This is a genomic window from Ketobacter sp. GenoA1 (assembly GCF_003671475.1).
In the GTDB taxonomy this organism is placed as follows: Bacteria; Pseudomonadota; Gammaproteobacteria; order Pseudomonadales; family Ketobacteraceae; genus Ketobacter.
The window spans coordinates 1,031,901-1,045,939 of record NZ_RCHM01000042.1 but is presented as its reverse complement, the minus strand read 5'-3'; the positions used below and the strand labels follow the sequence as shown (position 1 = coordinate 1,045,939).

The 14,039-nt window shown below is 52.8% G+C and carries 13 protein-coding genes; 8 read left to right on the top strand and 5 right to left on the bottom strand.

All coding sequences use genetic code 11. The features are described 5' to 3' along the window. Positions 1 to 35: 35 nt before the first annotated feature. The gene (locus D9N13_RS18470; RefSeq protein ID WP_290593036.1) at positions 36 to 2,090 is read left to right on the top strand and encodes a TRAP transporter large permease subunit; all 2,055 of its coding nucleotides are present in this window, start codon (positions 36 to 38) and stop codon (positions 2,088 to 2,090) included. On the opposite strand, the gene D9N13_RS18465 is transcribed toward D9N13_RS18470, so the two are convergent. After that, positions 2,087 to 3,064: a hypothetical protein gene (locus D9N13_RS18465; protein ID WP_290593034.1), complete on the bottom strand. Its 978-nt coding sequence runs from the start codon at positions 3,062 to 3,064 to the stop codon at positions 2,087 to 2,089. The two genes, D9N13_RS18470 and D9N13_RS18465, sit on opposite strands and share 4 nt — an antisense overlap. A gap of 117 nt (positions 3,065 to 3,181) precedes the next feature. Here D9N13_RS18465 and D9N13_RS18460 point away from each other — a divergent pair, with 117 nt between their 5' ends. Beyond that, positions 3,182 to 4,336 (top strand): NnrS family protein, encoded by a 1,155-nt coding sequence (locus tag D9N13_RS18460; RefSeq protein ID WP_290593033.1) that lies wholly within the window; start codon positions 3,182 to 3,184, stop codon positions 4,334 to 4,336. Between the two features lie 94 nt (positions 4,337 to 4,430). After that, positions 4,431 to 4,667 (top strand): hypothetical protein, encoded by a 237-nt coding sequence (locus tag D9N13_RS18455; RefSeq protein ID WP_290593031.1) that lies wholly within the window; start codon positions 4,431 to 4,433, stop codon positions 4,665 to 4,667. On the opposite strand, the gene D9N13_RS18450 is transcribed toward D9N13_RS18455, so the two are convergent. After that, positions 4,668 to 5,603 (bottom strand): adenylate/guanylate cyclase domain-containing protein, encoded by a 936-nt coding sequence (locus D9N13_RS18450; RefSeq protein WP_290593029.1) that lies wholly within the window; start codon positions 5,601 to 5,603, stop codon positions 4,668 to 4,670. Positions 5,604 to 5,679: 76 nt separating this feature from the next. Between D9N13_RS18450 and hisI the strand changes: the two genes are divergently transcribed. Next, positions 5,680 to 6,111 (top strand): phosphoribosyl-AMP cyclohydrolase, encoded by a 432-nt coding sequence (gene hisI, locus D9N13_RS18445; protein WP_290593028.1) that lies wholly within the window; start codon positions 5,680 to 5,682, stop codon positions 6,109 to 6,111. 50 nt (positions 6,112 to 6,161) lie between these two features. On the opposite strand, the gene ppsA is transcribed toward hisI, so the two are convergent. Then, positions 6,162 to 8,528, bottom strand: a complete 2,367-nt coding sequence (gene ppsA, locus D9N13_RS18440) for a phosphoenolpyruvate synthase (RefSeq protein WP_290593027.1) — start codon at positions 8,526 to 8,528, stop codon at positions 6,162 to 6,164. Positions 8,529 to 8,805: 277 nt separating this feature from the next. Between ppsA and D9N13_RS18435 the strand changes: the two genes are divergently transcribed. Both D9N13_RS18435 and pabB read left to right on the top strand, forming a co-directional pair. Beyond that, positions 8,806 to 9,624: a pyruvate, water dikinase regulatory protein gene (locus D9N13_RS18435; protein ID WP_290593026.1), complete on the top strand. Its 819-nt coding sequence runs from the start codon at positions 8,806 to 8,808 to the stop codon at positions 9,622 to 9,624. An 11-nt stretch (positions 9,625 to 9,635) separates the two neighbouring features. Beyond that, the gene (gene pabB, locus D9N13_RS18430) at positions 9,636 to 10,961 is read left to right on the top strand and encodes an aminodeoxychorismate synthase component I (RefSeq protein ID WP_290593025.1); all 1,326 of its coding nucleotides are present in this window, start codon (positions 9,636 to 9,638) and stop codon (positions 10,959 to 10,961) included. Between the two features lie 9 nt (positions 10,962 to 10,970). Here pabB and thrH read toward each other — a convergent pair whose 3' ends face one another. Then, positions 10,971 to 11,588, bottom strand: coding sequence for a bifunctional phosphoserine phosphatase/homoserine phosphotransferase ThrH (gene thrH, locus D9N13_RS18425; protein ID WP_290593023.1), 618 nt, complete (start codon positions 11,586 to 11,588; stop codon positions 10,971 to 10,973). A 238-nt stretch (positions 11,589 to 11,826) separates the two neighbouring features. Between thrH and D9N13_RS18420 the strand changes: the two genes are divergently transcribed. Further along, positions 11,827 to 12,558, top strand: a complete 732-nt coding sequence (locus D9N13_RS18420; protein ID WP_290593022.1) for a phosphoadenylyl-sulfate reductase — start codon at positions 11,827 to 11,829, stop codon at positions 12,556 to 12,558. Positions 12,559 to 12,570: 12 nt separating this feature from the next. Then, positions 12,571 to 12,906: a hypothetical protein gene (locus tag D9N13_RS18415; protein ID WP_290593020.1), complete on the top strand. Its 336-nt coding sequence runs from the start codon at positions 12,571 to 12,573 to the stop codon at positions 12,904 to 12,906. A gap of 107 nt (positions 12,907 to 13,013) precedes the next feature. Here the strand turns inward: D9N13_RS18415 and cysB are convergent, their stop codons facing one another. Beyond that, positions 13,014 to 13,985 carry an HTH-type transcriptional regulator CysB gene (cysB, locus tag D9N13_RS18410; RefSeq protein WP_290593018.1) on the bottom strand — a complete coding sequence of 324 codons (972 nt, stop codon included), beginning with the start codon at positions 13,983 to 13,985 and terminating at the stop codon, positions 13,014 to 13,016. Between the last annotated feature and the right edge of the window lie 54 nt (positions 13,986 to 14,039).

The window sequence follows — 14,039 nt, the reverse complement described above, 5'->3', positions numbered from 1 at the left end:
GAACAATATCGGTAATCGCTGTGAATGAACTGATCATGCAAAGTAGTAGTGAAAACAAAACCCGTTTGCTGGAGCGATTACCCATAATCGCTATTCTGTGTTTATTGATATTCATCATATTTGCCCGTACCGGTGAAAGTGTGCACGGGCAGATCACGCAGTTGGGTGCAGCAATCTGGGAAGATTATTTTATTCTGCGTGCCGACATTTCCGATCCCAACTGCGATCCGGACATCAATATTGAGCAACGCCTGAATCAGCTTGAGGCTGAGGCAGCCTCTTCCGCCGGCGATTTTGATTTGTTTGATGAAGGCTTCGACCGGGCATCGGCACGAACCTCCCTTGAGAACCAGATTCGTCAATGCCAACTGGAGTACACTCAGGCAACGGCACACCGGGATCAGGTAACCCCGGCGATCCGGATATTCAGTGCCATTGAAGAGAAGTTTTCCCAAGCCAGCATTTTTTCCACCGACAAACAACAACTATTGTTGCTGATTCTGTTGTTTATGTCCGCGGCGGTGGCAACGCTCAGGCGGCACCACATCAGTTTCCGGCCGATGGTCTCCAAACTGGACTTTCAGGTATCGCTGAGTTTGCAGCTGGTTGCCAACAGTGCGCTGGCCATATCCGCCTGGAAGTTTCGTTTCAACATGTTGGATTCTGAGATTCAATCCAACAACCCTGAACTGATTAACGGCATGGTCATTGGGGCTACTGTGCTGGCGCTGCTGGCATTGAAAGACCTGTTTAACATGCCGCAGGACGCCCCCAAAGGCGGCACCATTGGCCGGGCATTTCTGTCTATTCCACTGTACACCATTGTCATGTTGCTGTTTGCCTTCATTGTCATCGTGGATCAGGGGCACCTGGCAGGCCTTTCATTGTATTTCAGCGCCTTCTTTGATCAATCCGGTACCTATATCGATGTGGCCCTGTACCTTTGGTGCGGTATGTTATTGAAACAAACCCAACTGGGTGAAAGGGTCTTCAGCCTGTTCACACCGTGGCGTTTGCCGCCCGAGATTCTGGCATTTGTCGCCATTGTTGTAATGGCACTGCCGACCGCTTATACCGGTGCATCCTCAATCATTATTCTGGCCATGGGGGCTGTAGTCTACCGTGAACTGCGCAAAGTAGGCACGCGCCGCCAGTTGGCGTTGGCCGCCACTGCAATGAGCGGCAGCTCGGGGATTGTGTTAAAACCCTGTTTGATTGTGATTATCGTATCCATCCTGAATAAGGAAGTGGTCAGCGATGATCTGTTCTATTGGGGTATTCGAGTCTTCCTGCTCACAGCATTCGTATTCTTCGTATACGCCATGATCACCCGTAAAGACCCATTGCGCATCGCCCCCGTCAATGAAGCGCTGCCGGTTTCTCTTCGTCACGCCAGGCCTCTGCTCTTCTATTTTCTGATTTTTATGGCGGTAGCGTCTGCCTATTACTGGATTCTGGATGCCAGGCTGGATCAGTTTTCCGCCCCGGTTATTCTCCCGGTTATTATATTCTGGATCATTGTATACGAACGTACCATAAGCAAAGATAAACCTCTGTACGATGAGCCGGAGCGCATACCCACCCTGCCCGGTTCGCTCACCAAATCCATGACTGATGCATCCATCCACATTGGCGGTCTGCTGATGCTGATGTCAACGTTCATGATCATAAGCAGTCTGGGGGGTGAAGCGGTCGCCGCCACATTCCTGTATGACATTGATAATGGTTTCCTGATTATGGGGGCACTCATGTTGATGTTTGTCTTCATTGGTATGTTCATGGAAAGCATGGCTGCGGTCGGACTGGTCTCCATTGCCATTGCCCCCATTGCCTATGAGCAGGGCATTGATCCGATCCATTTTTGGATGACCTGCCTGGTGGCTCTGGAGCTGGGCTACTTAAGCCCGCCGGTGGCACTAAGCCATATTTTCACCCGTCAGGTTGTAGGGGAAGAAGAGGCATTGGCAGCCAGCCATGAGGGGGACACATTTTATTATCGTCATGAGCGCCTGTTGTTGCCATTGTTGGTAATGGGCACTACGCTTCTGATCGTCGGCTTTGGGCCTTTGCTGTATGGCATCAGCGGTTAATCAGGTGTATTTTGCTCCAGCTCGATGAGTTGGCCTTCCTTAATCAGGAACACCTTTTCTACCGGATTGATATGCGGTGTTTCAAATCGATTCCAATTGTGATTGGTGCGTTGGATAACAATGGTTGGTAGATCTGCAGAGTCGGTTTCCAACGCAGCCTGATGGGACTTTAACTCATCGCAAAAATAAACGTTGCACACATCAGAGCGTAACTCCCGAGGCAAAGCACAACCGCGGTCGGTCTGATTGATGCAGGCACCATTGATGGACTCATCCTGTAAGTATCCCAGGTAGCGTTGAACAATTTGCTCACCACTCAACTGCGGTTCCGCATCAAGTTGCCTTCTGATGGTAATGGAGCTGATAAAACCATGGTTGGCTCCCGAAGCACAACAACCACCTCGACAGAGTGTACATAATTGATCGCTGCGATCCCGAACATGAGGGTGTTTGCTCAGATAGGCCTCCTGCTGTAATAACCGTTCTTTTGCCAACACATGTTGATCAACAGGAATGGAGGCGGCGTTGTCGGCGTCCATTGCCTCGCTGGCCACCTGTTGCAAATGGCTCCGGTATGCGTCGATCCGGTCTGCGTCCAGCTTGATCATTTGTGAGAGACCGGTGGGAATCATCACCACTTCAATGGAATTCTTCGCAAGCTCCGGGTTGTGCTCGACCATTGCGTTGGCAATGCGCAGGTTTTGCTCTCGCTCCCGGTTCTGAACAGCCTTGATGTGTTCCTGCCTGGTCTGTTCCCGGAGCTTACGGGTGCGGATCAGTTTTTGCTGGAAGGCCAGATGTGGCTTGTATACTTCCGGAGCCATGGTGAGTCGTTGTCTGTGCAGGTGCTGGCACTGGGAATCGTTGCAGACATCATCACTGTCCCGGCCGCGGATGTGGGGGCCAAGCTCCGTATTGCAGATCAGGCAATGACGGCATTGCCGTTTTTGGTCATGGTACGGTTTTTCATTCATTCGGCTGCTGACGCTATTCCGCCCGGAATCCCCACCTGGATCAATGTTGGTTTCACTGAGAACGATTACACTGCTCTGATATGAGACCTAAATTGAGTATAGAGGTAGTATCACAGCATGGAAACACAACTCAAGCGGGCTTTCGATTATCCGTTTCGCATTTTCTTTTTATCGACCAGCATCTGGGCGATGGTGGTAATGATGCTCTGGGTTGCGGTCATGAGTGGCGCTTTGCATTATTCTTTTCCCCTCCCCGCCCTGCACTGGCATCAACATGAAATGTTGTACGGCTTTGTCAGCCCCGCCATCGCTGGGTTTCTGCTTACCGCGGTCTGCGTATGGACGAACACAGAGCGCTTGCACGGTGTCAGGTTGCTGTTGCTCTGGCTGGTTTGGCTCATGGGGCGTGTGGTCATGTTGATTAATCCGGGTGTCCCGGAGTTTGTATTGGTGTCGATCAATCTTGTGTTTCTGCCGCTGGTGCTATTGGATGCAGGGTTACGGGTGTGGAAGGTCCGCCAGCGGCGTCAATATGGCTTGATCGTCCTGGTGGGGCTGTATTGGGTGACTCAGATTGGTTTCTTGTTAACCGACCAGGGATATTGGTCAGAGGCAGCCATCATCACCCTATTGATGATCATGGCCGTAATCGGGGGCCGCATCACCCCGGCGTTCTCAGCAACCTGGCTGAGCAAACAGGGGCTCAGTGCCGAGGGCGTGCGCACTTACCCTCGTTTGGATCAACTGGCACTGGATAGCAGCCTGTTGCTGTGCGCAGCCCTGCCGGTTCAAAATAGCCTGCTAACCGGGGCGTTGGCCCTGGTGGCCGGCAGCAGCCACCTGGCACGAATAGTGGCATGGCGGGGTTGGCGGGTAAAGGCGGAACCACTGCTGTGGATTCTGCACCTGTCTTTTCTGTGGATTCCCGCCGCCCTGCTGCTGTTGGCGGCGGGCAAATTTGATCTGGCGCCTGTCAGCACCTGGGTTCATGCGGCAGGCGCAGGTGCCATTGCCTCACTTATACTGGGGATCATGGCCAGGGTATCGCTGGGCCACACAGGCCGCCCACTGGTGTTACCGGCGGGGTTGGTTGTGGCTTTCATTTTGGTTCAGGCTGCCGCGATTCTACGGGTAGCCACCAGTGCCGGGCAGCTGGAATGGCGGTTGGGCATCAGTATTACCGCTGCCTGCTGGGTCCTGGCATTTGCCATTTATCTCGGGCGCTATACTGCTATCCTATTGTCACCGAGAGTGGATGGCCGCCCGGGTTGATGAGCATCGGCAATGAATCTTGATGATCGTCAATGGTAACGGGTTGGACCCGGGTTACGATGAAATCCAAGACACAATATTGGGAGTGTGTACTATGTCAGCTGATTTGCTTCAGAAACAGAAAGAACTACAAGAGAAAAAAGACGAATTACTGTCTCGGCTGGAAGCCATTCAGAAAGACTACCGCAGCGGATTATCGGCTGATTCGGAAGAGCAGGCCATTCAGCTGGAAAATGCTGAAGTGCTGGAAGAAATCAGTCGGGTGACCAATGAAGAGCTACAAAAGGTGTCACAGGCTCTGGATCGTATTGAGCTGCAGCTGAAGCAGTAACTAATGTTGCTCGATCTTGTAGCCGAGCAGGTTGACTTCAGTGGCCTGCTCAACCTTGGTGCCAATGGCAATTTTTCCCATTCCACTCAACACCATTTCCCGGCGGTGCAAGCGCACTGAAGCGCCATCCCCCTCTCTTTTACCGCGCATCGCTTCCACATAGGTTCCGTTCGTACTGTGGTCGGTTAAGACGAACTCGCCCCAGCGAAATTCCAAACGGGCATGGGCTCGGGACGCCAGGGCGCTGTCGATGACCAGATTACAGGATGCGTCACGCCCGATCAGGAACGGCCCCTGCCCGGGAATCATTTCGATAATCTGTCCCTGGTAATACAGTTGCAACTCAAAAGGCAGGTTTTCCAGCTGGGTCAGTTGGGTAAACTGGGTGGCGTTCACCATGGAGGTGGAATCTTCCCGGTCCCACACCACCTCCTGAACCCGTATGGGTTTGGATTTACCTTTCACCCTGGTGGTCTGATAGGGGCGCAGCTGGAACACGTCACCATCGGTAAGGCAGCGCACCGTTGAGTCTGTAGCGATCACGCGCCCCGCCTCACACAGCGCGGCGACCCGGGCTGCGACATTCACCGTATCACCAAAAGGGTGTCCGGTGGAATCGTATTCTATCGGGCCGAAGTGAAAGCCGATTCGAATTTTGACAAACTGGTCATTGGCAACCGGATCACGAAAAAAGTGCTGCTGCATGGCGATGGCAGCCTGGGCTGCATCATCACAGTCTGCAAACATCAGCATGGCTTCATCGCCAATGGTTTCAACCAGATGCCCGTCATAGCGACGGGCATGCTGAACAATACGATCCAAGCTGGCGGATATGCAATCGTGGGCTTCGCTGTCGCCAAGTCGCTCATAAAGTTGCGTGCTGCCGGATACATCAGCAAACATGATGACGATTTTATCTGGCAGTAGCTGTGTCAATGAATTAGCCCAGGCAATGAATTGTGAGTTATTATGCCTTAAGTATACAAAACAATTGAAACCTGTAAAAAAAACCATGAATCGATTTAAGGCACTGGAAACACAGGCACGCGGATACCAAGTAGCACTGGAAGAGATGCTGCCCCACATAAAATTCAATGAACAGGGGCTTGTCCCGGCTATTGCTCAGCAGCATGACAGCAAAGAAGTGCTGATGATGGCCTGGATGAATCGGGAAGCGCTGGATGAAACCCTGCGCACCGGCCGGGTCTGTTACTGGTCCCGCTCGCGCCGCGGCTTATGGCGTAAAGGAGAAAGCAGCGGTCAGATTCAACAGCTTAAATCTCTGGTACTGGATTGTGACGGCGACACCATACTCATGCAGGTGGATCAAACCGGGCCTGCCTGTCACACCGGCCGGCGCAGTTGCTTCTTTTATGAAGTGGAGGGCGAGGTGATCAGCATCAACAGTGAAGTGCTGATTGATCCGGGCGAGCTGTATAAATAACATTCAAAAAAAAGGGAGAGCGTCGCTCTCCCTTTTTCTAGCTCACTGAATCACGAGTGATTTTCAGCTAAATAGAACCAGGTATCCAGCACCGAATCGGGGTTTAGTGAAACGCTGTCGATGCCTATGTCCATAAGCCAACGGGCTAAATCCGGATGATCGGAAGGTCCCTGACCACAGATCCCCACATACTTTCCTGCCTTGTTACAGGCCTCAATGGCCCGTTGCAACAACGCCTTAACGGCTGGATCCCGCTCATCGAACAGGTGAGACACGATACCGGAATCTCGATCCAGCCCCAACGTCAGCTGCGTCAGGTCATTGGAACCGATGGAGAAGCCGTCAAAATGCTCCAGGAACTCATCCGCCAACAGTGCATTGGTGGGCAGTTCACACATCATGATGATGCGCAGGCCCTTTTCTCCCCGCTTCAGGCCACTTGCCTCCAGCAGCTTGATGACCTGCTCCGCCTCGCCCACGGTACGCACAAAAGGCACCATCAGTTCGACATTATCCAGCCCCATTTCCTCGCGCACCTTTTTCATGGCGCGGCATTCCAGCTCAAAGCAGTCACGGAAACTTTCTGAGATATAACGGGAGGCGCCACGGAAGCCCAGCATCGGGTTTTCTTCTTCCGGCTCATACAGCTTGCCACCAATCAGGTTGGCGTATTCGTTGGATTTGAAGTCAGACAGGCGAACGATGACTTTCTTGGGGTAGAAAGACGCGGCCAGCGTGGCAACGCCCTCCACCAACTTCTCAATGTAAAACTCCACCGGGCCCGGATAACCGGAGATCCGCCGCTGCACGGATTGTTTTACATCCTTGGGCAGGCTCTCATAATTCAACAGTGCCTTGGGGTGTACACCAATCATTCGGTTAATGATGAACTCCAGTCGTGCCAGGCCGATACCGGCATTGGGTAGTGCCTGAAAATCGAATGCACGATCCGGATTACCCACATTCATCATGATCTTGAAGGGCAGATCCGGCATGGATTCAATGGAGTTTTTCTGCACATCAAACACCAGCTGGCCATCGTACACCATACCGGTATCCCCTTCCGCGCAGGAAACCGTAACTTCCTGGCCTTCCTGCAGGATATCGGTGGCGTCACCACAACCCACCACCGCAGGAATGCCCAGTTCTCGGGCAATGATTGCCGCGTGACAGGTACGCCCACCACGGTTGGTGACAATGGCAGAAGCCCGCTTCATTATGGGCTCCCAGTCGGGGTCGGTCATGTCGGTGACCAACACGTCCCCGGTCTGAACCTTGTCCATTTCCCGCAGGCTGGTAACCAGTTTCACGGCACCACTGCCGATGCGATGACCGATGGAGCGCCCTTCCACCAGCACTTTGCCGGTTTCTTTCAGCAGATATCGCTCCATCACATTGGTCTGACGGCTTTTTACCGTTTCCGGGCGAGCCTGGACAATGTACAGTTTGCCGTCATCACCATCCCGGGCCCACTCCACATCCACGGGGTGATCATAATGTTTCTCAATGATCATGCACTGCTTGGCAAGCGCCTGTACCTCATCATCGCTGATGGAGAACGTCTGACGGTCTTCTTTCTCCACATCCACCGTTTCGACGGATTTGCCAGTGGTGGTGGCACTGCCGTAAATCATTTTGACCGCTTTGCTGCCCAGGTTGCGGCGCAGAATGGCTGGCCGCCCGCCTTCCAGCGTGGGTTTGTGTACGTAAAACTCATCCGGGTTAACCTGGCCCTGAACCACGGTTTCACCCAATCCGTAGGCGGCGGTGATAAAGACCACATCGCGGAAACCGGATTCAGTATCGAGGGAGAACATAACGCCGCTGGCCCCGGTCTCACTGCGCACCATGCGCTGTACCCCGGCGGACAATGCCACCTGGCGATGCTCAAAACCCTGGTGCACGCGATAGGAGATGGCTCGATCATTAAACAGTGAGGCGAACACTTCCTTAACCGCATGGAGAACATTGTCGATGCCGTTAATATTGAGGAAGGTTTCCTGCTGGCCCGCGAACGAGGCATCGGGCAGATCTTCGGCGGTGGCTGAAGACCGCACCGCTACGGACATGTTGTCGTTGCCGTCCTGTAGCTTCTGGTAAGCCTCGCGTATGGCGGTTTCCAGTGCGGGTTGTAACGGGGTTTTGATTATAGATTCGCGGATTTCCTTACCCACCTCTGCCAGCTGATTGACATCGTTGACATCAAGATGGTCGAGGGCATCGTGGATTTTCTTGTCCAGTCCGCTTTGCTCCAGGAATTCACGGTAGGCCTGGGCGGTGGTGGCAAAACCACCGGGTACGGAAACCCCTGCACCAGACAGGTTGCTGATCATCTCACCGAGAGAGGCGTTCTTGCCACCCACTGTTTCAACGTCGTTTTTAGACAGATCCTGGAACCAAATTACATAGTTGCTCAAGGTCGTTCTCCCTACCTTGTAAAATGTGGAATCTAGGCACTTTTGGTGCCCGGCCAAAACGGGCGCAGGATAGCGCTCGCTCCTTTGGCGTGACTGGACGTTCGCTGCCGAAATGGGCAGGAATAATGCAATGACAGGGTACCATCATCCATTAGCAGCCACGCGGCGTTTCTTTTTAAGACGCAAGATTCTACTAAAAAAGTCAATAAATTACTCGTTCTAAATGGGGTTTCACGTTAAATTATTGCGTCAGTTTTGCCAAGCTTGGGAAGCACATATGAAGCGTACGGTTTTTTTTATTTCCGATGGTACCGGCATCACCGCCGAGACCCTCGGGCACTCTCTTCTGGCCCAATTCGATACCATCGATTTCGATCAGGTCACCATTCCGTACGTCTCCGATGAGCAAAAATTACGTCAGGCTGTATCGCGAATCAACAAAGCGGCTTTGGAAGACGAACTACCGCCTTTGGTGTTCAGCACCATAATCAATGATGACATTCGCTCTCAGCTGAGTCGCAGCAAAGCCTTTATGCTGGACATTTTTTCCAGCTTTTTAAAACCGCTGGAGGGGGCACTGGGTGCGGAATCCTCCTACTCAGTAGGCAAATCCCACTCCATCGTGGACGACAAAAGCTATCAGGTTCGCATCGATTCCGTGCATTACGCGCTGGATAACGACGATGGTGCCCGTACCCGGCATTACGATTCGGCGGATGTAATCCTGATCGGGGTTTCCCGCAGCGGCAAAACACCCACCTGTCTTTACCTGGCCCTGCAATTCGGGATCAAGGCCGCCAACTACCCTCTGACGGAGGATGATCTGGATGATCTTAATCTACCCAAGGCCCTGCGGGATCACCGCGCCAAGCTGTTCGGGTTAAGTATTGAGCCCGAGCGCCTGACGGCCATTCGCACAGAGCGTAAACCCAACAGCCGCTATGCCTCCATCAATCAGTGCGAAAGCGAAGTGCGCGGTGCGGAAGCGATCTTTAATCGGTTTGGCATCCCCTATGTAAACAGCACCCATGCCTCCATTGAAGAGATCTCCACACGGGTCATCGAAGCGGCGGGCATCAAACGTCGATTAGCTTAAATATCAATGGGTTGCATAACATAGTTAAACTGGATTCTGTTTTATTACCGTATTCATCCTGCACACTTGGTTGCTTTGAGCGAATAAGAGCACTGGGTGGTGGGCTGCTGCTGGACAGCGGCAGCGGCTACCCGGATCACATTGATGTGATCTGTGCAGCCCCCATCAGTGTGGCGCAGATGAACGCCAACGACACCGATCCTGACTCGTTCTACCGGCACCTGCGGCAACTGCTCGGGCAGCACCGGGCAACAGCCGGTGGGCACCCCGTTGCGCCGGGCTGGTTTGGGGTCTGGAGTTATCACCTGGGTCAGTTGCTGGAGTCGGTTACCTGCCAACAAAGTACATTACCCAAAGCCTGGATGGGCTTCTACCCCGCCATTATTCTGATTGATCATCAACGATGCCAAACTCATATGGTGAGCCTGGCAGACTATAAGGATCATGCGCAACGGTTGCAGTCTGCCTACCTGGCGTCATTGCAGGCACCAGCGGATAGCACACAGCCTTTCCGGTTGACCACGCCCTTTGAGGGCAATTTACCAGAACCGGATTATCAGAAAGCCTTTGCCCAAGTTCAGCACTATATAGAGCGCGGTGATTGCTATCAGATTAATCTTGCGCGGGAATTCAGCGCACACTATGAGGGCTGCCCCTGGCAGGCTTACCGGGTTTTGAGACAACAACAATCCGCTCCCATGGGTGGCTACCTGGAAGCTGACGATTGGAATCTTATAAGCCTTTCTCCCGAACGTTTTCTCAGCGTCAACCAAAGTAATGTACAGTCCAAGCCCATCAAAGGCACCCGCCCCCGCCACGATAACCCCCGCCAGGATCTGGCCAATCGTGAGGAGCTGCTCGGCAGCGTAAAGGATCGTGCAGAAAATCTGATGATTGTAGATTTGTTGCGCAATGACCTGGGACGCTCCTGCTCGGTGGGCAGCGTCAAAGTGGAAAAACTGTTCGACATTGAAAGCTTCAGTAACGTACACCATCTGGTCTCAACGGTGAGCGGCCGCCTGGCGCCGGATCTGGATGCACTGGATCTGCTGGCAGGGGCCTTTCCCGGTGGCTCCATAACCGGTGCCCCCAAACGCCGCGCGATGGAAATCATTGCTGAGCTGGAACCCCACGGGCGTGATTTCTATTGCGGCAGTTTGATGTATCTGGATGTGTGCGGACGCCTGGATTCCAGCATCCTGATTCGCAGCCTGGTGGCCCAGGCCGGCGTGATACGCTGTTGGGGCGGAGGTGGTATCGTGGCTGATTCCACCTGCGCTGCTGAATATCAGGAAATCAATGACAAAGTTGGAAAGATTCTTAAGACAATCCAATAAGATATTAAATTATAAAGAAATATCCCGGTTAGACGCCTTAATAAACTCAAGCTTCAAATCGGCATAGGTATTCACAGCAGGAAACTGGGGAAACTCATTTATCACGTTCTGGGGCGCTTTAAACAGGATGCCTGCTTCCGCCTCGCTGAGCATGGTGGTGTCATTGTAGGAATCACCGGCAGCAATACAGCGATAATTCAGCGAATGGAATGCTTTGACAGAAGAGCGCTTCGGATCTGCCTGGCGTAATTTGTAGTCGACGATGCGGCCGTCATCCGCCACTTCCAGGCGGTGACAGAACAGGGTCGGCCAACGCAGCTGGCGCATGAGAGGCTGGGCAAACTCGTAGAAGGTGTCCGACAGAATCACAACTTGAAAACGCTCACGTAACCAATCCACGAACTCCAGCGCCCCGTCCATCGGGCCCAGGGAATCGATGACTTCCTGAATCTCATTGAGCCCCAGTTTGTGCTGGTTGAGAATGGCCAGGCGCTGCTTCATCAGAACGTCGTAATCAGGAATATCCCGTGTCGTGGCTTTCAGTTCCTCAATTCCGGTTTTTTCAGCGAAATTGATCCAGATTTCAGGAACCAGTACCCCTTCCAGGTCAAGACATGCGATTTCCACGACATTCTCCAGTGATTTGCGTTAATTAGAGGCGTTTTGCTGGCGCAACTCTAGCGATATTCGAGGTGGGTTGCAATCACGGCGTTTTGATTCGGTTGAGTGCTTTACAGGGCTTTTTATATTTCTTTGGGTTATATGAAGGTGCCATTCTTGTATTTCGGACTTTTCTCCTTCTCTGCTAGAATACGCGCCCTCAGAGAGGTATGACGAATTACGTGCAGTGAGTAGAGAGGCTGAAATGACTTTATCCCAAGCGGAAGCGCAAGCGTGGAACAGCGAGCTGGAATCCAAATCACCCCAGGAGGTCCTGGCGGCAGCGCTGGATAAATATGACAACCTGGCCATTTCTTTCAGCGGTGCTGAAGATGTGGTTTTGGTGGATATGGCTGCAAAACTGGGTAAACCCTTCCGTGTTTTCACGCTGGATACCGGCCGTTTGCACCCGGAGACCTACCGTTTTCTGGAGAAGGTCCGCAATCATTATGATGTTAAGATTGAAGCCACCTTCCCGGATATGGCTCAGGTTGAGAAACTGCTCGAAGAAAAGGGCATGTTCAGCTTCTATCAGGATGACCACAAAGAGTGCTGCGCCATTCGCAAGGTGGGCCCACTGCGCCGCAAACTGAGTACGTTGAATGCTTGGGTGACCGGCCAGCGCAAGGATCAAAGCCCCGGAACCCGGGTGGATATCCCCCTTATCCAGATTGATGGCGCTTTCTCCACCGAGACCAATCAGTTGATTAAATTCAATCCTCTGGCAAACTGGAGCTCTGAGCAGGTCTGGGCGTACATTCGAAGCAACGACGTTCCTTATAATGAGCTGCACGAGAAAGGTTTCATCAGTATCGGTTGTGAGCCTTGCACCAGACCGGTTTTACCGAACCAGCATGAACGGGAAGGCCGTTGGTGGTGGGAAGAGGCAACGGCCAAAGAATGCGGCTTACACGCCATTAATGTTGATAAAAAATAGAGAGTTAGTGCGATGAAAATCACTCTGGTTAAGAAAATCCTGGCAGACGGCTCCCCCTGTAAAAAATGTGGTGAGGTAATCGGTCGGCTTGAAGATTCTGGCCAAATGGAGCGCATCGACGAGATTCTGGTGGCGGACGAGCGTGACCCCACCAGCGCCGGCATGTTGTTGGCCGCAGAGCTGAACGTCGACCGCGCGCCCTTCTTCGTGGTGGATTACGATGATGGTCGACAGAGTGTATACACCGTGTACTTCAAATTCGTAAAAGAAGTCCTGGAACAGACCACGGAAGAAAAGGACGAGCTGAAAGAGATTCTGCACAACAACCCGGATCTGGATTTTCTGTAACGGGTCACTGGCGGAAACCACAGCTCAGTACCCTATATACGAGTACCCCATAAAAAAGCCCCGGACGACCTGATCGCCCGGGGCTTTTCGCTGAGGAAAGCGACTTGTTACAGAACTGGCAGCTGGATGTGGCTGAATAACTCATCCAGCTCTGAGCGGGTGTGCCGTTCGACCGCTTCGTTGACCACTTCTTTGGTCAAATGAGGCGCAAACAGCTCGATGAACTCATACATAAACCCACGCAGGAAGGTACCCCGCCGGAAACCGATTTTGGTAACACTGGGCTCGAACAGATGCGACGCATCCAACGCCACCAGATCCGGGTCGTTATCATCGCAGGCCATTTTCGCAACGATGCCCACACCCAGCCCCAGCTTGACATAGGTCTTGATAACATCGGCATCCGCTGCGGTAAACACCACTTTCGGCGATAACCCTTTATCCAGGAACGCATCATCCAGTTTGGAACGGCCGGTGAACCCGAAGGTGTAAGTCACGATCGGCTGGCGGGCAACCTCCTCCAGTGTGATCTTGGATGATTGTGCCAGAGGATGGTTGCGGGGCACGATAATAGCCCGGTTCCAGCTGTAACAGGGCATCATAATAAGGTCACCAAACAGCTCCAGTGCTTCTGTTGCGATGGCAAAGTCTACTGTGCCGTCGGCCGCCATTTCTGAGATCTGGATCGGCGTGCCCTGATGCATGTGCAATGACACTTCAGGGTATTTATCTATGAAAGTTTCGATCACACCCGGCAGCGCATAGCGTGCCTGCGTGTGGGTGGTGGCCAACGACAGGCTGCCTTTGGTTTCATCACTGAACTCCTGGGCAACCTGCTTGATACTGTCAACTTTGCGTAGAATCTCGCCGGAAATCTTGAGGATCGCTTCCCCGGCCGGTGTTACCCGGGTTAAGTGTTTTCCACTGCGGGAAAAGATCTCGACACCCAATTCATCTTCCAGGAGTCGAATCTGTTTACTGATGCCGGGCTGCGATGTGTAGAGGCTTTGCGCGGTAACTGAGACGTTCAGATCGTGTCGCGCCACTTCCCAGATGTAACGCAATTGCTGAAGTTTCATGGATCTCCCTCCCCCTTCCTTTTTTATATTTGCACTCGGGGTTATAACAATATG

Coding starts and splice junctions, on each gene's coding strand:
- D9N13_RS18420 (WP_290593022.1), top strand. CDS start 11,827: ATGACTTTATCCCAAGCGGAAGCGCAAGCGTGGAACAGCGAGCTGGAA.
- D9N13_RS18455 (WP_290593031.1), top strand. CDS start 4,431: ATGTCAGCTGATTTGCTTCAGAAACAGAAAGAACTACAAGAGAAAAAA.
- hisI (WP_290593028.1), top strand. CDS start 5,680: ATGAATCGATTTAAGGCACTGGAAACACAGGCACGCGGATACCAAGTA.
- D9N13_RS18435 (WP_290593026.1), top strand. CDS start 8,806: ATGAAGCGTACGGTTTTTTTTATTTCCGATGGTACCGGCATCACCGCC.
- D9N13_RS18465 (WP_290593034.1), bottom strand. CDS start 3,064: ATGAATGAAAAACCGTACCATGACCAAAAACGGCAATGCCGTCATTGC.
- D9N13_RS18460 (WP_290593033.1), top strand. CDS start 3,182: ATGGAAACACAACTCAAGCGGGCTTTCGATTATCCGTTTCGCATTTTC.
- cysB (WP_290593018.1), bottom strand. CDS start 13,985: ATGAAACTTCAGCAATTGCGTTACATCTGGGAAGTGGCGCGACACGAT.
- D9N13_RS18415 (WP_290593020.1), top strand. CDS start 12,571: ATGAAAATCACTCTGGTTAAGAAAATCCTGGCAGACGGCTCCCCCTGT.
- D9N13_RS18470 (WP_290593036.1), top strand. CDS start 36: ATGCAAAGTAGTAGTGAAAACAAAACCCGTTTGCTGGAGCGATTACCC.